20 protein-coding genes are annotated in these 19486 nt (G+C 70.8%); 13 read left to right on the top strand and 7 right to left on the bottom strand.

Annotated elements, in window-relative coordinates:
* The first annotated feature begins 77 nt into the window (after positions 1-77).
* Together DEJ31_RS11275 and DEJ31_RS11270 are read left to right on the top strand one after the other, a co-directional pair.
* A complete protein-coding gene (locus DEJ31_RS11275) occupies positions 78-677 on the top strand; it encodes an RNA polymerase sigma factor (RefSeq protein ID WP_111121890.1) in 600 nt (199 codons plus the stop codon).
* Entirely contained in the window at positions 674-1510 is an 837-nt protein-coding gene (locus DEJ31_RS11270) for a hypothetical protein (protein WP_111121889.1), read from the top strand. Before DEJ31_RS11275 ends, DEJ31_RS11270 begins: the two co-directional genes overlap by 4 nt.
* Before the next feature lie 145 nt (positions 1511-1655).
* Here the strand turns inward: DEJ31_RS11270 and DEJ31_RS11265 are convergent, their stop codons facing one another.
* The 5 genes from DEJ31_RS11265 to idi form a co-directional block, all read right to left on the bottom strand.
* Positions 1656-2774, bottom strand: coding sequence for a sugar-binding protein (locus tag DEJ31_RS11265; RefSeq protein ID WP_110903781.1), 1119 nt, complete (start codon positions 2772-2774; stop codon positions 1656-1658).
* A gap of 104 nt (positions 2775-2878) precedes the next feature.
* Positions 2879-4171, bottom strand: coding sequence for a multiple monosaccharide ABC transporter permease (gene mmsB / locus DEJ31_RS11260; protein WP_110903780.1), 1293 nt, complete (start codon positions 4169-4171; stop codon positions 2879-2881).
* The gene (mmsA, locus tag DEJ31_RS11255) at positions 4168-5691 is read right to left on the bottom strand and encodes a multiple monosaccharide ABC transporter ATP-binding protein (protein WP_181421573.1); all 1524 of its coding nucleotides are present in this window, start codon (positions 5689-5691) and stop codon (positions 4168-4170) included. The genes mmsB and mmsA overlap by 4 nt, the downstream gene beginning before the upstream one ends.
* 359 nt (positions 5692-6050) lie before the next feature.
* The gene (locus DEJ31_RS11250) at positions 6051-7070 is read right to left on the bottom strand and encodes a LacI family DNA-binding transcriptional regulator (RefSeq protein ID WP_110903779.1); all 1020 of its coding nucleotides are present in this window, start codon (positions 7068-7070) and stop codon (positions 6051-6053) included.
* Positions 7071-7278: 208 nt separating this feature from the next.
* On the bottom strand, positions 7279-7821 hold the full coding sequence (gene idi, locus DEJ31_RS11245; protein WP_110903778.1) for an isopentenyl-diphosphate Delta-isomerase: 543 nt from the start codon (positions 7819-7821) through the stop codon (positions 7279-7281).
* Positions 7822-7842: 21 nt separating this feature from the next.
* Here idi and DEJ31_RS11240 point away from each other — a divergent pair, with 21 nt between their 5' ends.
* From DEJ31_RS11240 to DEJ31_RS11215, 6 genes are read left to right on the top strand one after another with little or no spacing between them, the layout of a single operon-like run.
* Positions 7843-8901, top strand: coding sequence for a polyprenyl synthetase family protein (locus DEJ31_RS11240; protein WP_181421568.1), 1059 nt, complete (start codon positions 7843-7845; stop codon positions 8899-8901).
* Complete coding sequence (locus tag DEJ31_RS11235) at positions 8898-9821, top strand: phytoene/squalene synthase family protein (protein WP_110903777.1); 924 nt, start codon at positions 8898-8900, stop codon at positions 9819-9821. Before DEJ31_RS11240 ends, DEJ31_RS11235 begins: the two co-directional genes overlap by 4 nt.
* Entirely contained in the window at positions 9818-11479 is a 1662-nt protein-coding gene (gene crtI / locus DEJ31_RS11230; RefSeq protein WP_111121888.1) for a phytoene desaturase family protein, read from the top strand. Before DEJ31_RS11235 ends, crtI begins: the two co-directional genes overlap by 4 nt.
* Positions 11479-11838: a lycopene cyclase domain-containing protein gene (locus tag DEJ31_RS11225; RefSeq protein ID WP_110903775.1), complete on the top strand. Its 360-nt coding sequence runs from the start codon at positions 11479-11481 to the stop codon at positions 11836-11838. The genes crtI and DEJ31_RS11225 overlap by 1 nt, the downstream gene beginning before the upstream one ends.
* Complete coding sequence (locus DEJ31_RS11220; RefSeq protein WP_181433511.1) at positions 11835-12278, top strand: lycopene cyclase domain-containing protein; 444 nt, start codon at positions 11835-11837, stop codon at positions 12276-12278. Before DEJ31_RS11225 ends, DEJ31_RS11220 begins: the two co-directional genes overlap by 4 nt.
* Complete coding sequence (locus tag DEJ31_RS11215) at positions 12275-13186, top strand: prenyltransferase (protein WP_110903773.1); 912 nt, start codon at positions 12275-12277, stop codon at positions 13184-13186. The genes DEJ31_RS11220 and DEJ31_RS11215 overlap by 4 nt, the downstream gene beginning before the upstream one ends.
* A 278-nt stretch (positions 13187-13464) precedes the next feature.
* Here the strand turns inward: DEJ31_RS11215 and DEJ31_RS11210 are convergent, their stop codons facing one another.
* Entirely contained in the window at positions 13465-14205 is a 741-nt protein-coding gene (locus DEJ31_RS11210; protein ID WP_111044947.1) for an MBL fold metallo-hydrolase, read from the bottom strand.
* A 116-nt stretch (positions 14206-14321) separates the two neighbouring features.
* Between DEJ31_RS11210 and DEJ31_RS11205 the strand changes: the two genes are divergently transcribed.
* From DEJ31_RS11205 to DEJ31_RS11195, 3 genes are all read left to right on the top strand, one after another.
* Complete coding sequence (locus tag DEJ31_RS11205; RefSeq protein ID WP_146236725.1) at positions 14322-14783, top strand: hypothetical protein; 462 nt, start codon at positions 14322-14324, stop codon at positions 14781-14783.
* Positions 14784-14785: 2 nt separating this feature from the next.
* Positions 14786-15829, top strand: a complete 1044-nt coding sequence (locus DEJ31_RS11200) for a YihY/virulence factor BrkB family protein (protein ID WP_110903770.1) — start codon at positions 14786-14788, stop codon at positions 15827-15829.
* A 63-nt stretch (positions 15830-15892) separates the two neighbouring features.
* The gene (locus tag DEJ31_RS11195; protein ID WP_111121887.1) at positions 15893-16612 is read left to right on the top strand and encodes an SDR family oxidoreductase; all 720 of its coding nucleotides are present in this window, start codon (positions 15893-15895) and stop codon (positions 16610-16612) included.
* Positions 16613-16680: 68 nt separating this feature from the next.
* On the opposite strand, the gene DEJ31_RS11190 is transcribed toward DEJ31_RS11195, so the two are convergent.
* Positions 16681-18294: an ABC-F family ATP-binding cassette domain-containing protein gene (locus DEJ31_RS11190; protein ID WP_111121886.1), complete on the bottom strand. Its 1614-nt coding sequence runs from the start codon at positions 18292-18294 to the stop codon at positions 16681-16683.
* Positions 18295-18570: 276 nt separating this feature from the next.
* Here DEJ31_RS11190 and DEJ31_RS11185 point away from each other — a divergent pair, with 276 nt between their 5' ends.
* Positions 18571-18903 carry a DUF3140 domain-containing protein gene (locus tag DEJ31_RS11185; RefSeq protein WP_110903826.1) on the top strand — a complete coding sequence of 111 codons (333 nt, stop codon included), beginning with the start codon at positions 18571-18573 and terminating at the stop codon, positions 18901-18903.
* A 27-nt stretch (positions 18904-18930) separates the two neighbouring features.
* Complete coding sequence (locus DEJ31_RS11180; RefSeq protein WP_110903825.1) at positions 18931-19353, top strand: DUF3151 domain-containing protein; 423 nt, start codon at positions 18931-18933, stop codon at positions 19351-19353.
* Positions 19354-19486: the final 133 nt, after the last annotated feature.

The following is a 19486-nucleotide window of genomic DNA, read 5'->3' as shown; positions in this document are numbered from 1 at the left end:
GGTCGGCGAGCGACGGTCGGCGGTGAGGATCGGGTGGTCGGGTGGAACCATCCGGGTGCTGCCGGACACTCCAGGACATGAGAACCGGAAGCGGCGACGCCGAGGACTGGGCGGCAGCGGGCCGCGGTGACGGCGAGGCCTACGGCCGCGTCTTCGACCGCCACCGTGACCGCGTGCACCGGCACGCCCTCCGGCTGGTGCCGCCCGAGGTGGACGTCGACGACGTCGTCGCGGTCGTGTTCCTCGAGGCGTGGCGTCGTCGGCGGAGCGCACGGCTCGTCGACGGCGACCTGCTGCCGTGGCTGCTCGTCACCGCGACGAACGTCGCGCGCAACGCCACCCGCGCGACGATGCGGTACCGGCGACTGCTCGCGACGCTGCCACCCGCCGATCACGCTCCCGACCCCGCCGACCGGCACGACGACGGTGCCGCGGTCGCCGCGTTCCGGACGCTCTCGGCGGCCGATCAGCAGGTCCTCGCGCTCTGTGTCATCGCCGGGCACCGTGAGGCCGAGGCGGCCGAGGTGCTCGGCGTGCCGATCGGGACCGTGAAGTCCCGTCTCTCCCGAGCCCGGAAGCGCCTCGGTGCGCAGTTCGCCGAGCAGACAGCAGTGCCGGCCGCTCCGCCGACCGCACCCACCACGACCGCACCGTCCACCACCGGAGGAGCACGATGACCGAGACGACCCGAGACCGCGCCCTCCGTGCCCTGCTCGTCGACCGCGTGGACCGGTCCGTGCGACGACGACGCTGGCTCGTCCCCACGATCGGCATCGGTGCGTTCGTCGTCGCCGGGTCGCTCACCGCCGGTGCCCTCGTCAGCACCGGGCTGCTGCAGCAGTCGCTCACCACGGAGGACGCGTCCGCCCTCGTCGCCACCGGGGCCGCCGGGGACGTGATGCTGCTGGGGTCGCCTGTGGTCCGTGTCGCCGACGGCCCGACGACACTGACGTTGCCCGGGCGGCCCTCCGGAGCGCGTGCCGTCGCCATCGGCCTGCAGTGCGCGCCGGACGGCACCGCCGCCGTCACCGTCGGGACGAGCAGCGACGACCGCGGTGACCCGGCCACGGCGGACTGCGGGACCTCGGTCACCGTGCCCGTCCGATCGGCAGCGGGGGACCGGCCGACCGTCCGGGTCGACCACGACGGCGGACCGATGACCGTCTGGGCTGCGTGGGCCCGTCCCGATCCGGTCCCTGGGCCGTCGCCCGAACAGCGGGACGCGCTCGAGGACGGCGTCGTCACCCGCTCGGAGTACGTCGCGGCGGTCGACCGGTACGTCGGCTGCATGCGTGCGTCCGGGCATCCGGTGAGCCTCGGGACCGCGCAGCCCGTGCTCTTCTCGCTCGCGATCACGTCCGACGCCGAGCACGCCGACGCCCGCTGCGCTGCGGCCGAGCTCACCGAGGTGGACTCGACGTGGCAGGCCGAGCACCCGCAGGCGGTGTCCGACGACACGGTCGGGGCGGCGACCTACGACCCGGCCGCCGATCCCCGCTACGCCGTGTAGGCGGGGGCACGCGCGCGGTGGACGGCACCGGCCTGGAGGCGCGGGGCGGGCCTCCAGGCCGGGTCACCACAGGGGAGCTCGCCGGGGACGACGGAAGGGCCCCGCCGCTGACGCGACGGGGCCCTTCCTGCTGTGCCGGGGAGACTCAGCCCTTCTTGGCGAGTGCCTCGAGCGTGTCGTCGTTGGCGTACGCCTCGACCGCGTTGTCCTTGGTGACGAGGACCGGGGTCAGCTCGACGGTCGGGACGATCTTCTTGCCGTTGTCGTTGTTCTTGTCCTTCACGGTCTCCGGCTTCTTGCCGGCGGCCAGGTCGGACACCAGGTCGATCGCGGCCTGGGCCTCGTCGGTGGTGTTCTTGTAGATGGTCGAGTACTGCGTGCCCTGCATGATGAGCGGGATCGACGCGGTCTCGGAGTCCTGACCGGTGACGACGGGGTTCTCCTTGCCGGCGGCCTTGGTCGCGGTGAGGATCGCACGGGCGAGCGTGTCGTTCGGCGAGAGGACGCCGTCGAGCTCGGTGTCACCCGTGTAGTACTGCGCCAGGAGGTCCGTCATGCGCGACTGGGCCTTCTGCGCGAGCCAGCCCTGCGTGTTCACCTTGGCGAACGTGGTCTGACCCGAGGTGACCTTCAGCGTGCCGTCGTCGATCTTCGGCTGGAGGACGTCCATGGCACCGTTGAAGAACACGGTGGCGTTGGCGTCGTCAGCGGAACCGGCGAAGAGCTCGACGTTGTAGGGCTTGTCGCCCTTCTTCTCCTCGAGACCCTTCAGGAGCGCCTGTGCCTGGAGCTGGCCGACCTTGAAGTTGTTGAACGCGACGTAGTAGTCGACGTTCTCGGTGTTCAGGATGTTGCGGTCCCAGGCGATGACGGTCGCACCAGCGGCCTTGGCGGCCTTCACCTGCGAGCCGAGCTGCGAACCGTCGGCCGCACCGATGATGACGGCCTTGGCACCCTTGGTGACCATGCCCGAGATCTGCGACTGCTGGTCCGGCACGGGGCTGCCGGCGTTCGCGTACTGGATGTCGGCCTTGAAGCCGGCCTTCTCGATCGACTTCTTGAACGCGGCGCCCGCGAGGACCCAGTTCTGCGAGGTCTTGGCGGGGAGGGCGACACCGATGAGGTCGCCCTTCTTGATGGTCGAGCTGGAGCCGGAGCCCGAACCCGAGCCGGAGCCGTCCGTGTTGCCACGGGCCGAGCAGCCGCTGAGGGCGAGGCCCGCGATGAGCGCCAGGCTGACGCCGGCGACGATCTTCTTGCGCATGTGATTGCTTTCTCTTCGTTGAGGAGTTGGGGCCGGAGCCCCGCTGTGGTGGATGGGTCGTACCGGGTCCCGGCGGTCGGTCGCCCGACCGCCGGGGTCCCGAGCTAGGGGAGGTTGACCTTGTCTGGCTGGTCCGCGATCGATCGCGGCTGCTCCGCGGCGATCGTGTTGGCTTCGGTGTCCTTCCGCTGGAACTGTCGCATCATGCCGCCGATCAGGGACGGACGGCCCTGCGACTTCGAGTAGACGTCGAAGGCGACGGCGACGAGCAGGACCAGACCGCGGATGATCTGCACCTTGTTCGACTCGAGGCCCATGAGCTGCAGGCCGTTGGACAGCAGCGCCATCACGAGACCACCGATGATCGAGCCGGAGATCGTGCCGACACCACCGGCGACGGCGGCGCCACCGACGAACACCGCGGCGATCGCGTCGAGCTCCCAGCCGGTGCCGTCCGCGGGGCCCGAGGCACCCGAGTAGCCGACGAACACCATGCCGGCGATCGCGGCGAGGACCGACATGTTCATCATGACGAAGAAGTTGACCTTCCTCGCAGAGACACCGGACAGGACCGCGGCGTTGGCGTTGCCACCGACGGCGTAGACCTGGCGACCGAAGATGGTGTTCTTCGTGACGAAGCCGTAGATGATCGTCAGCACGCCGAGGATGATCGCAACGACCGGGACCGAGGTACCGACCGGACCGGCGGCGAACAGGTAGGTGGCGAAGACGGTGACGGCGACCAGGACGCCGGTGCGGACGATCGAGACCCACAGCGGCGGGACCTCGGCCTGCATCTTCTTGCGGCGGGCACGGCCGCGGGCCTCGATGATGATCAGGGCGACGATGGTCGCGAGCCCGATGAGCAGGGTGCCGTTGCTGAACCCGAAGTCCGGACCGAAGTCACCGAGGAACCCGGCGCCGATCGGCGTGTAGGCGTCCGGGACGGGGACCGAGGTGGACGAACCGATGATCTGGTTCGCGCCGCGGAAGATGAGCTGGCCGGCGAGCGTCACGATGAAGGCCGGGACCTTCACGAACGCGACCCAGAAGCCCTGCCAGGCACCGATGAGCGCACCGACGGCGAGGCCGAGGATGATCGCGGCCCAGACCGGGAAGTGCCAGACCGACATGGACTGCGCCACGACGATGCCGACGACCGCCGCGACCGAACCGACCGACAGGTCGATGTGGCCGGCGATGATGACCATGACCATCCCCAGCGCCAGGATCAGGATGTAGGAGTACTGCAGGAACAGGTTGATCACGTTCGTGGGCTCGAGGATGAGCCCGTTCGTCGTGATCGAGAAGAAGATCAGGATCGCGATGAGCGCGATGATCATGCCGTACTGGCCGATGGAGTTGCCCTTGCCGAAGAGCAGCTTCAGGTTGTTCATGAGACGGTGGCGCCCTTCCGCGCGGACGTCATGCTGCGCATGAGCGTTTCTGGATCGGCCTGGTCGGCCGGGAGGTCAGCAGTGATCTGCCCCTCGAAGATGGTGTAGATGCGGTCGGAGAGACCGAGGAGCTCCGGGAGCTCGGACGAGATGAGGATGATGCCCTTCCCCTCGGCCGCGAGCTGCTGGATGATCCCGTAGATCTCGAACTTCGCGCCGACGTCGATGCCCCGGGTGGGCTCGTCGAGGATCAGCAGGTCGGGGTCGGTGAACATCCACTTCGACAGGACGACCTTCTGCTGGTTCCCACCGGAGAGCTTGCCGACGTTGTCCTCGACGCTCGGCACCTTGGTGCGGAGGAGCTTCCGGTACTTCTCGGCGACCGAGTACTCCTCGAGGGAGTCGACGACGCCGCCCTTGGCGATCTTCTTGAGGTCCGCCGCGACCGTCGAGCGCTTCACGGTGTCGAGCAGGTTCAGCCCGAGGGCCTTGCGGTCCTCCGAGACGTAGCCGAGACCGTTGTTGATCGCCTGCTGGACGTTGGTGACCTTGATCTCCTGGCCGTCCTTGATGATCTGCCCGTCGAGCCAGGTGCCGTAGGAGCGACCGAACAGGCTCATCGCCAACTCGGTGCGCCCGGCACCCATCAAGCCGGCGAAGCCGACGATCTCACCCCGGCGGACGTGGAAGTTCGATCCCTTGCAGACCAGGCGCGACGAGTCGATCGGGTGCTGCACGGTCCAGTTGCGGACCTCGAAGAAGGTCTCGCCGATCTTCGGGGTGCGGTCCGGGAAGCGGGACTCGAGCGAGCGGCCGACCATGCCGCGGATGATGCGGTCCTCGTTGACGCCGTCCGCCTTGACGTTGAGCGTCTCGATGGTCTTGCCGTCGCGGATGATCGTGATCTCGTCGGCGATCTGCTCGATCTCGTTGAGCTTGTGGCTGATGATGATGCTCGAGATGCCCTTGGCCTTCAACCCGACGATGAGGTCGAGGAGGTGCTGGGAGTCGTTCTCGTTCAGCGCGGCGGTCGGCTCGTCGAGGATGAGGAGCTTGACGTCCTTGTGGAGGGCCTTGGCGATCTCGACCAGCTGCTGCTTGCCGACGCCGATGTTCTTGATCTGCGTGTCCGGGTCGTCGGACAGGCCGACGCGGGCGAGCAGGTCCTGCGCGCGGAGCTGCGCGGCGGTCCAGTCGATGCGACCGAAGCGGCCCGGCTCGTTGCCGAGGAACAGGTTCTCCGTGATGGAGAGCTCCGGGATCAGCGCCAGCTCCTGGTGGATGATGACGATGCCGGCCTGCTCGGACTGCTTGATGTTCGAGAAGCGGACTTCCTCGCCCTCGTAGACGATCTCGCCCTCGTACGTGCCGTACGGGTACACGCCCGACAGCACCTTCATCAGCGTGGACTTGCCAGCGCCGTTCTCGCCGCAGATCGCGTGGATCTCGCCGGCTCGGACGCTCAGCGAGACGTCGGAGAGCGCCTTCACACCAGGGAACTCCTTGGTGATGGAACGCATCTCGAGGATCGTCTCGGGAGCGGTGATCGAACGGGTCTCGAGCCCGCTCTCGATCGGGTCGTGACCCTGTGGGGTTGACGCCACGGTGCATCTCCTTCTGCCGCTGCGATGCGGCAGTCCTTCGGTGGAACAGCTGCGGCATCCGAAGGGCACGAGGGTGCGTGCGGACTTCGTTGTCGCGTCCGGGTGATCCTCGTGTGACAGCCGATGTGAACGGTCACATCGAGGAACGGAGGCAATGTTACGCACACGCCCGGCCTGGGTGTCAATTCGGATTGGTCGCGTTTCGGTAACGCCACGCCTGACGTCCGCGCAGGACGGACCGTCTGCCCCTCGGGCTGGGGACAACCGACAGTCGATCAGCGACGGCGGGGGGCCGACGTCGACCCGCGGACCACGAGCTGCGGCACGATGTCGATCGGTCGCAGCTGCTCGTCGCCGCTCGGCAGCAGGATGTCCACGCTCCGCCGTCCGAGTTCCTCGAAGTCCACCTGCACGGTCGTCAAGGGCGGCCAGAAGTGCTTCGCTTCCGGGATGTCGTCGTAGCCGACGACCGACAGGTCACCGGGGACGTCGAGCCCGTACGAGCGCGCGGCGTGCATGACGCCCAGTGCCATCGCGTCGTTCGAGCAGAACACTGCCGTGCAGTCCCGCCACCGCAGCAGCTCCCGCCCGGCCTGGTAGCCGAAGTCCACCGTCCAGTCCCCGAGGATCGGTGGCTGCACCGGCATGTCCCGGTCCGACATCTCGCGGAGGAAGCCCTGCATCCGGGCGTCCGCCTCGATCCAGTCCTGGGGCCCCGCGATGTGCCGGACGTACTCGTGGCCCAGGTCGAGCAGGTGGGCCGTCGCCAGGCGTGCGCCCTCCATCTGGTCGACCCAGAGCGCCGTCGGGTCCTCACCGACGCTCGAGCGCATCGTCACGTACGGGGTACGGACGCCGAGCTCCTCGATGAGGTCGAACACCCGCTGCTGGGGGGCGATGACGACGATCCCCTCGACGTCCTGGTCGAGCAGGTGTCCGAGTCCGTCGCGGACCGCCTCGTCGGTCGGCACCGCGATGTTCGCCGTCGTCACCGAGTACCCGCGGAGGACCGCGGCGTCCTCGATCGCCTGCAGGGTGATGGTCGGCCCGTAGTGCGACCGTTGCGCCGTCAGGACGCCGATGGTCCTGGTCTTGCTCGTCACCAGTGCGCGCGCGGCCCGGTTCGGCCGGTACTGCAGTTCCTCCATCGCCGCGAGCACCCGGTCACGGGTCTCGGCCCGGATCGCGTCCGAGTTGTTGAGGACCCGGGAGACGGTCTGGTGCGAGACGCCCGCGACCCGCGCGACGTCACGGATGCTGGGGGACCGCGGCTGCTGTGCCCGCGTGGTCGCCATTGCTGCTCTCTCCCGCCCGGGGCCGCGGCACGCCCATGTGCACGTTCACATCCCGAGCCAGATCATTATGCACGGCTCCCGGGTCCGCGCCACCCGAGCGGGCGACGAGGGTGGACGCGACGGGAGGCCCGAGGCGGCATCGCCGTGGACGTCACCTTGCGTCGTCCGGGCGCGTCGGGTCGCAGACGACCCGTCGGTCAGCGGTGTTTCAGCGCTGCGCGCCGAGGGCGTCGAGCGGGAGCTCCGCCAGCTGCCACCCGAGCCACGGGCTGAAGGCGAAGGGCGCGGCGGTCACGGCCTGGCGGAGGTCCTGCTCCGACAGCCACACCCACTCGGCGACCTCGTCGTCAGCGGGCTGCGGGTCGCCGTCGGCCACGGCGCGGAACACCGGGCAGACCTCGTTCTCCACGATCCCGGACGCGTCCACCGCGCGGTAGCGGAAGTCCGGCAGCACCAGGTCGACACTGTGCAGCGTCATGCCGAGTTCGCGTTCGGCGCGACGGGCGATCGCGTCCTCGAAGGACTCGTCCGGGCCGGGGTGCCCGCAGAACGAGTTCGTCCACACGCCGGGCCACGTCTTCTTCACGAGGGCGCGACGGGTCACGAGGAGGTCGCCGGCGGCGTTCTGCACGTGGCAGCTGAAGGCGAGGTGGAGGGGCGTCTGGTCTGTGTGCACCGTGAACTTGTCCGCCGTGCCGATCGGGGTACGGTCATCGGCCAGCAGGACAACGGTTTCCGGGAAAAGGCTCATCTGCCTCGATAGATTAGGCCAATGACCGAGGAAGCGGCCACCGTGGCGCACATCGACCTCGCGCTGGTGGATGAGTGCCTGGAGCGCTTCTTCACGGTGTCGAGCGCCCGGGCCCAGGTTTTCGGCCGACCGTCCGAAGAACTCTGGCGCGTCCTGCGCAGGGCGAGCATGGGCGGCAAACGGTTCCGGCCACGCATGGTCCTGACCTCGTACACGGCGCTCGGCGGGCAGGACGTGCACGCCGCGTCGCAGGTTGCTGCGGCGTACGAACTGCTGCACACCGCCCTCGTCGTCCACGACGACGTCATCGACCGGGACTGGTCCCGCCGTGGGCGTCCGAACGTCGCCGGGTCCTTCCGCGACGACGCGACGACCGGGGGGCTGCCGCTGCCGACGGCCGAACACCGGGGGACGAGCGCCGCCGTGATCGCCGGGGACCTGGCGCTCGCCGCCGCCCCCCGCTTCATCGAGGCCAGCGGGGTCACCGGCGACCGTCGTTCGCGCCTGCTCGACCTGTTCGACGACGCCGTGTTCGCCAGCGCCGCCGGCGAGATGGCGGACGTGGACCTCGCGCTCGGCGTGATGCCCACCGTGGAAGAGGTCCTGCAGATGGAGCGCGCGAAGACGAGTGTCTACAGCTTCGAGGCACCGCTGCAGTCCGGTGCGGTCCTGGCCGGTGCGCCGGAGCCCGTCGTCGCCTCGCTCGGCGCCTTCGGCCGGGAGATCGGCATCGCCTACCAGATCGTCGACGACCTGCTCGGGGTCTTCGGCAACGAGGGATCGACGGGGAAGACCGCCATCGGGGACCTCCGCGAGGGCAAGCGCACGATGCTCATCGCGTACGCCGCGACCACCGAGTGCTGGCCCGACCTGGCGCCGTACCTCGGCGACCCGGACCTGACCGAGGAACGTGCTGCGGGCCTCCGGGGCCTGCTCGTCGAGTGCGGTGCACGTGACGCGGCCCTCGACCGGATCCGTGACCACACCGCGCTGGCACGTGCGGAGCTCGCCGGCCTGCCCTGCGAGCTCGGCGCCGGACTCGAGGGGCTCGTCACCGAACTCGTGGAGCGCGTCCGGTGAGCTCGAGCACCACCGGTCACCGCCTCCCGCTCTACGACGCCACCGCCGAGGCCGCCTCGAGCGTCGTCATCAGCCGGTACTCCACGTCGTTCGGGCTCGCCAGCCGCCTGCTCACGAAGGACACCCGCGAGCACATCCGCAACGTCTACGCCCTGGTCCGGGTCGCGGACGAGGTCGTCGACGGCCCCGCGACCGAGGCCGGCCTGGACCCCGCGCTCGCCCGGATCGTGCTCGACGAGCTCGAGCAGGACACCGACCGCGCCATGGCGTTCGGCTTCTCGGTGAACCCCGTCGTGCACGCCTTCGCCCGGACCGCCCGCACCGTCGGGTTCGGCAGCGAACTGACGGCGCCGTTCTTCGCGTCGATGCGGATGGACCTCGAGCAGACCGAGCACGACCAGGCCTCCTTCGACGCCTACGTGTACGGCTCCGCCGAGGTCGTCGGCCTGATGTGCCTCCGCGCCTTCGTGTACCGCGCCGGGCGCCCGATCTTCGACGACGCCGTCCTCGTCGACGGCGCGCGTGCCCTCGGTGCCGCCTTCCAGAAGGTGAACTTCCTCCGCGACCTGCACGCCGACTTCGAGGTCCTCGGCCGCTCGTACTTCCCGGGCGTCGACGTGCGCACCTTCGACGAGGCGACGAAGGGCCGGCTCGTCGCCGACGTCCAGTCGGACCTCGACCGGGCCGCCGTCACCGTCCCGCTGCTGCCGCGGGACGCTCGCCCCGCGGTCGCCCTCGCACACGCACTGTTCCAGGAGCTCAACGACCGGATCGCCGCCACCCCGGCGGACCGGCTCGTCACCTCCCGGGTCCGGGTCCCGAACCCCGTGAAGGCACGGCTCGTCGCGCGTGTCCTCAGCCGACGCGGCGCACTGCCCGCGCGCACCGTCACCACCCCACAGACTGGAGGCTCGTCGTGAGCCCGACCCGTGCCTCCCGTCCGACCGGCGCCCCGACCACTGCCGCACCGTCCGCCACCCGCACCGTCCCGGTCCGCCGTGCCGTCCTGATCGGTGGCGGCATCAGCGGTCTGGCGGCCGCCGCCCTGCTCGCCCGGGACGGCTTCGCCGTCACCGTCCTCGAGCAGCGCACGCAGCTCGGTGGTCGTGCCGGCACGTGGGAGCAGGACGGCTTCCGGTTCGACACCGGACCCAGCTGGTACCTCATGCCCGAGGTGTTCGACCACTTCTTCCGGCTGCTCGGAACCAGCGCCGACGAGCAGCTGGACCTCGACGTCCTCGACCCCGGTTACCGGGTGTACACCGAGGGCCGCGACGAGCCGATCGACCTGCGGTCCTCGCGCGAGGCCAACATCGCCCTGTTCGAGTCCATCGAGCCCGGTGCTGGCGCGAAGATGGCGAAGTACCTCGACTCCGCCGCCGACACGTACGACATGGCGGTCCGTCGGTTCCTGTACGGCACCTTCCAGGACCTCACGAAGCTCGCCGCCCCCGACGTCCTCAAGCGGATGGGCAAGCTCGCGCGACTGCTGCTCCAGCCGCTGTCGTCGTTCGCGTCGACCGCGGTCGAGGACCACCGCCTGTGGCAGGTCCTCGGCTACCCGGCGGTCTTCCTCGGCACCAGCCCGTACCAGGCGCCGAGCATGTACCACCTGATGAGCCACCTGGACCTGGCCGACGGGGTGCTCTACCCGAAGGGCGGCATCACGCAGGTCATCGCCGCCGTCGAGCGGGTCGCGCTCGCCGAGGGGGCGACGATCACGACCGGTGCGACCGTCACCCGGATCGTCGTCGATGGCGGGCACGCCACCGGTGTCGCCTGGCGTGACCAGGACGGCACGGAGCACGTCGAGCACGCCGACCTGGTCGTGAGCGCCGCGGACCTCCGCCACACCGAGATGGAACTCCTCGAGCAGGAACACCGCACGCACGACGCCGCGCACTGGGCGAAGCGCGACCCCGGCCCCTCCGCGGTGCTCGTGTACCTCGGCATCGACGGCCCGGTCCCCGGACTGCTGCACCACACGCTGGTGTTCACCGAGGACTGGAAGGAGAACTTCGGCGCCATCTTCGGCAAGGACCGGCACGTGCCGGACCCCGCGTCGATCTACGTCTGCGCGCCGTCGCTCACCGACGACTCGGTCGCACCGGAGGGGCAGAGCAACCTGTTCGTCCTCGTCCCGCTGCCGGCCGACGTCTCGATCGGCAAGGGCGGCCTCGACGGAGCGGGAGACGCCCAGGTCGAGGCGATCGCGGACCGCGCCATCGACGTCATCGCCGAGCGGTCCGGTGTTCCGGACCTGCGTGACCGGATCCGCGTCCGCCGGACCATCGGCCCGCAGGACTTCGCCGACGACCTCAACGCCTGGAACGGGTCGATGCTCGGCCCGGCGCACACCCTGACGCAGAGCGCCTTCTTCCGCGAGAAGAACGCCTCCACGAAGGTCGACGGGCTCTACTACGTCGGCGCCTCGACGATCCCGGGCATCGGACTGCCGATGTGCCTGATCAGTGCCGAGGTCCTGCTCAAGCGGATCCACGGCGACACCTCGACCGAGCCGCTGCCGACCCCGCTGCCGCGGTCCGTCGACGCGCCGCCGGTACGGACGACGGGCTGATGCCCGGGCTGTACCTCGCCGGACTGCTGATCTCGATCGCCGGCATCGCGGTGCTCGACGCCCGGTACCGGCTGTTCTTCTGGCGTGCCCCGGTGCGCGCCGCCGCCGTGATGCTCATCGGGCTGGTGTTCTTCATGGTCTGGGACGTCGTGGGCGTGCACCTCGGCATCTTCTTCATCGGCACGAACGGGCTGCTCACCGGGGTGCTCCTGGCGCCGGACGTGCCGCTCGAGGAGCTGTTCTTCCTGGTGCTGCTCTGCTGGACGACGATGGACCTGTTCGGTGCCCTCCGCCCGGTGTTCGCGCGGCTCAGCGCTCGGCGCTCCACGGACGCGGGCCACGACGGGGGCCGGGCATGACCGGGTCCGGCACGTACGCGCTGCTCGCGGTGCCGTTCCTCGGCGTCGCCGTGCTGGTCGCGGTCCTCGCCGGCATCGTGTCGGCACGTCGCCGACGAGCGGGACGTCCGGAGGCTGCCGCCCGTGGCCGTCGCACCACGGTGCTCACCGGGGTCGTCGCCGGCGTCGCGCTGCTCGTGATGACGTGCGTGTTCAACAACGTGATCGTCGGGCTCGGCATCGTCGCCTACGACCCGGCGCTCGTCCTCGGGGCGCGCATCGGCCTGTTCCCCGTCGAGGACCTGGCGTACTCGATCGGCGCGGTCCTGCTGCTGCCGAGCTCCTGGGTGCTGCTCGACGGGCTGGGAACCGACCGGAGCCGGCGACCGGACGCGGTCTCCGGACCGGTACGGTCAGAGCGCCCGACCCAGCCGTCCCGCGCAGCGGAGGAGACCCCATGACCGTGAGCCGAGCCTCCAGGCCGTCGACGCTCCGTGCCCTGTTCGTGTCCTCGCGACCGATCAGCTGGGTGAACACCGCCTACCCGTTCGCCGCCGCCCACCTGCTCGGCAGCGGGGTCGGCGTCGAGGGGGGTGGCGGGTTCTCGCTGCTGGCGTTCCTCGTCGGCGTCGTGTACTTCCTCGTGCCCTACAACCTGGCGATGTACGGCATCAACGACGTCTTCGACTACGAGTCCGACCTGCGCAACCCGCGCAAGGGCGGCGTCGAGGGGGCGCTGCTCGACCGGAGCGTGCACCGGGCCACGCTCTGGGCCGTGGTCGTCACGAACGTGCCCTTCCTGCTCGTCCTCGTGCTGCTCGGCGGGCCGTGGTCGTGGCTCGTCCTCGCGATCAGCGTCTTCGCGGTCATCGCCTACTCGGCACCGGGGCTGCGCTTCAAGGAGAAGCCGTTCCTGGACTCCCTGACCTCGTCGACGCACTTCGTGTCCCCGGCCGTCTACGGGCTCGCGCTCGCCGGCGGCCAGTGGACCGGGCAGCTCGTCGCCGTGTGCGTGGCGTTCTTCCTGTGGGGCATCGCCTCGCACGCGTTCGGCGCCGTGCAGGACGTGCTCGCCGACCGGGCCGGCGGGATCGGGTCCGTGGCGACCGTGATCGGTGCCCGGGCGACGGTCCGTCTGGCGTTCGTGGCGTACCTCGTCGCGGGTGTGGCGCTGCTGTTCTCGGCGTTCCCGGGGCCGATCGCCGCGGTCGTCGTCGTGCCGTACGCGCTCAACGTGCTGCCGTGGTGGAACGTCACGGACGCCGGGGCCGAGGCGGCGAACGCGGGCTGGAAGCGCTTCCTCTGGATCAACTACCTGGCGGGCTTCATCGTGACGATGGCCCTGATCGGCTTCGCCTTCACGCACTGAGCGGGGCGGGGTGGGCCGGGGCGGCCGCCCTGCCGGTGCGGTCCCGCGGGGCCGGCCCCGCGCCTCCCGGTCCCGCGCTCCCGCGTGCGCGTCGGCGTGCGCGTCCGAGATGTCGCAACTCGCCGCGCGTACTCCCCCGAGGTGCCGGGATCGCGGCACCTCGGGCGTCGAGATGCCGCGATTTCGGAACCTCGGCGACGGACCGGGCGACCTCGGGCGACCTCGGGCGCCGGACCTGGGCGACCGACCGGGCGACCTCGGGTGACGGACCGGGCGCGTCAGGCCGCGCCGGCCGCCCGCCGCGCCTGGGCGACTGCGGCCCGCACCCCGCGCGACCACGACGGGCCGTGCCCCGGCAGGACGTGCTGCGCCTCGGTGTCGACGAGCAGGTCGAGGGACGCCACAGCGGTCGCCATGTCCGCCGTCGCCGCGGGCGCCACGACCCGCGGGCCGATCCCGCCGGTGTACGGGTCGAAGGTGACCAGCGCGTCGCCGGCGATCACCGCGTCCCGGTCCGCGAAGTGCAGCGCCACGTGCCCGTCGGTGTGGCCGGGCGTCTCGATGATCCACGGGTTCCCGGGGACGTCCGCACGGGACTCCAGGGTCTCGACCTCGTCGATGCCGTCGACGGTCGCGGCGCCGGCCAGCAGCATCCGGCTGAGCGGTCGGAGGCCGCCGGGGTGCGCGACGACGAACCCGAACCGGTTCTGCTGCGGCCGGTACGAGTACGGGTGCGCTGCGAGGTCACGGTCGCCCGGGTGCACGTACACGGGGGTGCCCCACTCGCGGTGTATCCTCGCCGCCGTCCCGACGTGGTCGAAGTGCCCGTGCGTGAGCAGCAGCGCCTCGACCCGGTCGGGGGAGTAGCCGAGGTCGTGGACGGCGAGCAGCAGGTGCGGCCAGACGGCGGGCAGCCCGGCGTCGACGACGAGCAGTCGGTCCCCGGTCTCGACCAGGTAGGTGTTGGTGTGTGCGAGCTCGAGGCGGTGGATGCCCTCGGCGACGTCCCGGAACAGCATGCGGCGGACGCTAGGCCGACACCCCTGGGTGTGCGTCCGGCTCCGGATCGCCCACTGCACGTCCGCGGACCGCACGCCAGCGCGTGCACTCACCGCGGAGCGTGTACTCAGGGAACATGCCCAACGACTCCATGCCCGAGCTCGAGCTCCGGAACGTACGGACCCGGGAGCGCATCGTCGACACGGTGACGCGGATCCGGCAGAAGTCCGACGTCCCCGCGCGCACCCGCCTCGCCCTCGCGAAGACCCGGCAGCGCTGGCACCGTGACCCGACGCCGCTCGTCGCCGTCGCCCTGACCGCCGCAGCCGGTGTCGCCACGATCATCGTCGGTGCCCGCATCCGGAACGAGCCCGCCGGGCGACTCTCCGCTCTCCGGGAGCCCGCCCCCGTCCCGGTGTTCAAGCCGGTCAAGGTCCGCAAGGACGGACAGTCGAAGGGCGTCCCGGTGTTCACGCGGAAGGACCCGACGGGCAACCCCGTGTACCAGGAACGCCAGGCCGCCGAGAAGCGTCGGAAGAAGGACGCCAAGCGGAACAAGAAGGTCCTCAAGCGGATCACGAAGGCAGCGAAGGGCTGATCATGGCGAAGGAAGCACAGAAGCCGGCGGCGGACGACCCCCGGAAGCCGGACTCCCCGACCGACCTGAAGAAGCCCACGGTCGTCTACACACTGAAGAAGACCCTGCGGGAGTTCACCAGCGACCAGTGCACCGACCTGGCCGCGAGCCTGACGTACTACTCCGTGCTGGCGCTCTTCCCCGGGCTGTTGGCGGTCGTGTCGATCCTCGGCCTCATCGGTCAGGCCGACACCACGATCAAGACGCTGCTCGACATCATCGGCAACATCGGGTCGCAGGACGTCGTGAAGCTGATCAGGGGACCGGTCGAGAACCTGGTCCGTTCGCCCGCAGCGCCGGTGACGTTCATCGTCGGTATCCTCGGTGCGCTCTGGTCGGCCTCCGGCTACGTCGGCGCGTTCGGCCGCGCGATGAACCGCATCTACAACGTCCGCGAGGGACGTCCGATCTGGAAGCTCCGCCCGACGATGCTCGGCGTCACGGTGACGACGGTCGTCCTCCTCGTGATCGGCCTCCTCGCCCTCGTGTCCGGGCCGCTCGCCCGCAGCTTCGGCGACGTCATCGGCCTCGGCGACGCTGCCGCCCTGGTGTTGTCGATCGTGCAGTGGCCGATCCTGCTCGTCATCGCGGTCGTCATCATCGCGGTGCTCTACTACTGGTCGCCGAACGTCAAGCAGCCGAAGTTCACCTGGGTCAGCGGGGGGTCGATCATCGCGCTGCTCATCTGGATCATCGCGAGCGTCGGGTTCGGCTTCTACGTCGGGAACTTCTCGAACTACAACGCCACGTACGGCTCACTGGGTGGAGTCATCGTCTTCCTGCTCTGGATCTGGATCACGAACAACGCGCTGCTCTTCGGCGCCGAGTTCGACGCCGAGATCGAGCGCGGCCGCGAGCTCCAGGCGGGCATCAAGGCGGAGGAGGACATCCAGCTCCCCGAGCGCGACACCCGCCAGACCGAGAAGCAGGACGAGAAGCGCGCCGAGGACGTCCTGCAGGGCATCCGCATCCGGCAGAGCGCCGGCGAGACCAAGGACGACGACTGAGCAGTCTCCGGACACGCCAAACCCGGACGGGAGGCCCGGTACCGGTTCCGTAGGCTGACCTGCGTGACCGACACCGAGCCTCCCGTCCCCGTCTCCAGCCCCGCCAACGACCGTCCGGTCGCTCTCGTCACCGGAGCGACCCGCGGCATCGGCCGCGCGATCGCGGCCGACCTGGGCCGGACGCACCACGTGCTCGTCGGCGGACGCGACGCCGACGCAGTCGCCGCCGTCGTCGCGGAACTGCCGAGTGCGGAGCCCTTCGTCGGTGACCTGGGCGCCGGGGACCTGCCGGCCGTGCCGAGCTGGATCGACGTCCTCGTGCACTCGGCCGGCGTCGAACAGGGCACCCGCATCGCGGACACCCCGCGGGACACGTGGGAGGCCGTCTTCGCCACCAACGTCTTCGCGGTCGCCGAGCTCACCCGGGTGGCGCTGCCGGGCCTCCGGGCGGCGCGGGGCATCGTCGTGTCGATCAACAGCGGCTCCGGGTTCACCGCCGGTGCCGGGGGCGGCGTGTACGCGGCCTCGAAGTTCGCGCTCCGGGCCTTCACCGACGCGCTGCGTGAAGAGGAGCGGGCGAACGGCGTGCGGGTGTCGAGCGTGCACCCGGGCCGTACCGACTCGGACATGCAGCGAGCCCTCACCGAGAAGCTCGGCGAGGACTACGACACCGACTACTACCTCGCGCCGTCCGACGTCGCGGACGCGGTCCGCACCGTCGTCGACCTGCCGGAGCGCGGCACGGTCGAGGTGCTCTCGATCCGGCCGTCCCGGCGGCGCTGACGGCGGACCGGTCCCGACGCCCGAGCCCGACGCCGTACGCCGACGCCCGGCGCTGGCCGCCGGTGTCGTCAGCGCAGGTGCACCCGTCCGTCCAGGTCCAGCCGGTCGAGGAACGTGTCGTCGTGGCTCACGACCACCAGCGCACCCCGGTACGCCCGGAGGGCCGTCACCAGCTGGTCGACGCTCGCCATGTCGAGGTCGTTCGTCGGCTCGTCGAGCACCAGCAGCTGCGGCGGCGGGTCGGCGAGCACGAGGCCGGCCAGCGCCACCCGGAACCGCTCCCCGCCGGACAGCGATCCGGCGGGCCGGTCGACCGTGTCGCCCCGGACGAGCAGCCGCGCGAGCCGGTTCCGCAGTTCGGCTGGTGCGATGTCCGGGGCGACCCGACGGACGTTCTCGAGGACGGTCGCATCGTCGTCGAGGCTGTCCTTCCGCTGCGGCAGGTAGCCGATCCGGTCGGTGTGCGGCACGGCCGTCGTCTCCGGCAGCAGGTGCCGCCGCGCTCCGGGCAGTCCGACGAGGTGTTCGAGCAGGGTCGTCTTGCCCACGCCGTTGTCGCCGACGACGGCGATGCGCTCCGGCCCCTGCACGACGATCGTCCGGCCGCGCACCGTGACGGTCGCGATCCGGCGGGACGCGGCCACCCCGGGGTCGGGCAGCTCGACGTGCAGGTGCTCGTCGTCACGGACCCGCCGGCCGGCCTCCCGCACGATCGCCAGCGCTGCCGCTTCGGCCGACGTGTGCCCGGAGCGCAGCCGACCTGCCGTCGCCTCGGCGCGCTTCCGCCGCTCGTTCGCCACGATCTTCGGCATCGACGACGCCGAGGCCGCGCCTGCCTTCGCCCGTCGCGCGATCGTCGTCTCGGCCTCGATGCGCTGACGCTTCTCGGCACGGTGCCGCTGTTCGGCGACCCGGACTTCGCGCTCGACCGCGGCCTGCTGCACGGCGAGGTGCTCCTCGAACGCCGAGTACGTCCCGCCGAACACGGTCAGGGCACCGTCGCGGAGCTCGACGACCTCGTCGACGTGCTCGAGCAGTTCCCGGTCGTGGCTCACCACGACGAGGGTCCCGCGCCACCGGTCCACCATGTCGAGGAGCGTGGCACGTGCTCGGCGGTCGAGGTTGTTCGTCGGCTCGTCGAGGAACGCGATCGGCCGACCGCGGAGCCGGATGCCCGCCACCGCCACGAGCACGGCCTGGCCGCCGGACAGTGTGTCGACTGGCCGGTCCAGGTCCGCCGGGCCGAGGTCGAGTGCGGCGAGGGCGACCCCGGCGCGCTCCTCGACGTCCCAGGCGTCACCGACCACGTCGAAGAGCTCCGGGGTGGCGTCCCCGGCGAGGACGGCCCGGAGCGCCCTGACCTGCGGGCCGACCCCGAGCACGTCGGCGACCGTGCGCGGGGAGGCGGGACGGGCCTCCAGGCCTCCATCAGCAGTGCGCGACCCGATGTCAGCGAGTCGTTGCGGCAGGCGGTCAACCGGGCCGGTCGTCGTGACGGTGCCCGACGTGGGGGCGAGCTGACCCGTGACCAGCCGGACGAGGGTCGACTTGCCGGCACCGTTCCTCCCGACCAGGGCGGTGCGACCGCGGCCGAAGGCGGCGGTGAGGTGGTCGAGCGCGACGGAGCCGTCGGGCCAGGTGAACGAGACGTCGTGCAGGACGACGGACGGGCTGATGGGCATGGCGATGCCTCCGGTGGTCGTGCGGGCGCACGACACCTTCAGCCGCGGAGGCGGCAGACCCGCGGAGAGGCGAGCGAGGTCACGGTGTCAGCGCAGGGACAGCGGCTGCTGCGGCGCAGTGCCGGTGGTCTCGCGCAATGCCGGATCCGTTCCCGTCGGGAGGCCCCGTGGCCGCCACCCGTGCCGTCGGTCGGTCGTCCCGCACCGGGGCCCCGCGTGACGACGGGGTACGACTCACCGTACGACCGCGCAGTCGCGCCGCGCAAGATGTCCGACATGGCTGACGACGAGAAGCAGACCCGGGACGACTTCGCCGACGCGGTGAACATGACCGCCTCGCAGCTGCAGGACTGGCTGGACTCCGACGAGTCGAAGGAGGTCGGCCAGAAGAAGGACGGTGCCTCCGAGTCGACCGGGCACGAGTCCGGGCGGCACATCGTGCGGATCCTCCGCAAGAAGCAGGGCGAGTACACCGACGACGACTACGCGCACATGCGGAAGGTCGTCGGGTACGTGGCGCGGCACATGGAGCAGCGGCCCTCCGGCGACGTCGAGGACACCCGGTGGCGGTACTCGCTCATGAACTGGGGACACGACCCGCTGAAGTGACCGGGCGGCTCAAGTAGCGTGGCGGGCATGCCGGACAACCTGCTCCCGAACCCCTCGACCAACCCCGAGACGCTGCTGGCCGCCGAGCCCGAGGTGGACGCGGCCCTGGCGGCGGGCGCTCCCGTCGCCTCGGTGGTGGTGTCCTCCCCGGCGTCGAGCCTGGCGTGGGCGATGCTCGCCGACGAGGCATGGGCACGCGGCGCGACCGTCGAGTCCTACGCGTACGCCCGGGTCGGGTACCACCGCGGCCTCGACGCCCTGCGGAAGGCCGGGTGGCGGGGAGCCGGGCCGGTGCCGTGGTCGCACGAGCCGAACCGTGGCGTGCTCCGGAGCCTGTTCGCGCTGCGCCGAGCGGCCGAGGCGATCGAAGAGCCGGGCGAGGCTGAGCGGCTGACGCAGTTCCTCGACGGCGCCGACCCGACGGCCGCCGGGGCGATCGCGCGCGGCTGACGCCGCACCGCGCCGCGCTGGCGCTGCGGCTGGGCGCAACAGGAACCCGTCCGAACCGGGGGATCCCCTGGTTCGGACGGGTTCCTGTTGTGCGGCGCCAGCCGGCACCGGGTGCCGTTGGCGCCAACGGCCC

The sequence above is a fragment of the Curtobacterium sp. MCPF17_031 genome (genome assembly GCF_003234035.1).
Taxonomy (GTDB): domain Bacteria; phylum Actinomycetota; class Actinomycetes; order Actinomycetales; family Microbacteriaceae; genus Curtobacterium.
Note: the sequence above shows the minus strand (reverse complement) of the source record. Positions and strands in the feature narration are given on the sequence as shown.

What these genes read in the sequence shown, in the direction of transcription:
- DEJ31_RS11275 (WP_111121890.1), top strand. Translation starts at nt 78, where the DNA reads ATGAGAACCGGAAGCGGCGACGCCGAGGACTGGGCGGCAGCGGGCCGC.
- DEJ31_RS11270 (WP_111121889.1), top strand. Translation starts at nt 674, where the DNA reads ATGACCGAGACGACCCGAGACCGCGCCCTCCGTGCCCTGCTCGTCGAC.
- DEJ31_RS11265 (WP_110903781.1), bottom strand. Translation starts at nt 2,774, where the DNA reads ATGCGCAAGAAGATCGTCGCCGGCGTCAGCCTGGCGCTCATCGCGGGC.
- mmsB (WP_110903780.1), bottom strand. Translation starts at nt 4,171, where the DNA reads ATGAACAACCTGAAGCTGCTCTTCGGCAAGGGCAACTCCATCGGCCAG.
- mmsA (WP_181421573.1), bottom strand. Translation starts at nt 5,691, where the DNA reads ATGCGTTCCATCACCAAGGAGTTCCCTGGTGTGAAGGCGCTCTCCGAC.
- DEJ31_RS11250 (WP_110903779.1), bottom strand. Translation starts at nt 7,070, where the DNA reads ATGGCGACCACGCGGGCACAGCAGCCGCGGTCCCCCAGCATCCGTGAC.
- idi (WP_110903778.1), bottom strand. Translation starts at nt 7,821, where the DNA reads ATGAGCCTTTTCCCGGAAACCGTTGTCCTGCTGGCCGATGACCGTACC.
- DEJ31_RS11240 (WP_181421568.1), top strand. Translation starts at nt 7,843, where the DNA reads ATGACCGAGGAAGCGGCCACCGTGGCGCACATCGACCTCGCGCTGGTG.
- DEJ31_RS11225 (WP_110903775.1), top strand. Translation starts at nt 11,479, where the DNA reads ATGCCCGGGCTGTACCTCGCCGGACTGCTGATCTCGATCGCCGGCATC.
- DEJ31_RS11220 (WP_181433511.1), top strand. Translation starts at nt 11,835, where the DNA reads ATGACCGGGTCCGGCACGTACGCGCTGCTCGCGGTGCCGTTCCTCGGC.
- DEJ31_RS11215 (WP_110903773.1), top strand. Translation starts at nt 12,275, where the DNA reads ATGACCGTGAGCCGAGCCTCCAGGCCGTCGACGCTCCGTGCCCTGTTC.
- DEJ31_RS11210 (WP_111044947.1), bottom strand. Translation starts at nt 14,205, where the DNA reads ATGCTGTTCCGGGACGTCGCCGAGGGCATCCACCGCCTCGAGCTCGCA.
- DEJ31_RS11205 (WP_146236725.1), top strand. Translation starts at nt 14,322, where the DNA reads ATGCCCAACGACTCCATGCCCGAGCTCGAGCTCCGGAACGTACGGACC.
- DEJ31_RS11200 (WP_110903770.1), top strand. Translation starts at nt 14,786, where the DNA reads ATGGCGAAGGAAGCACAGAAGCCGGCGGCGGACGACCCCCGGAAGCCG.
- DEJ31_RS11190 (WP_111121886.1), bottom strand. Translation starts at nt 18,294, where the DNA reads ATGCCCATCAGCCCGTCCGTCGTCCTGCACGACGTCTCGTTCACCTGG.
- DEJ31_RS11185 (WP_110903826.1), top strand. Translation starts at nt 18,571, where the DNA reads ATGGCTGACGACGAGAAGCAGACCCGGGACGACTTCGCCGACGCGGTG.
- DEJ31_RS11180 (WP_110903825.1), top strand. Translation starts at nt 18,931, where the DNA reads ATGCCGGACAACCTGCTCCCGAACCCCTCGACCAACCCCGAGACGCTG.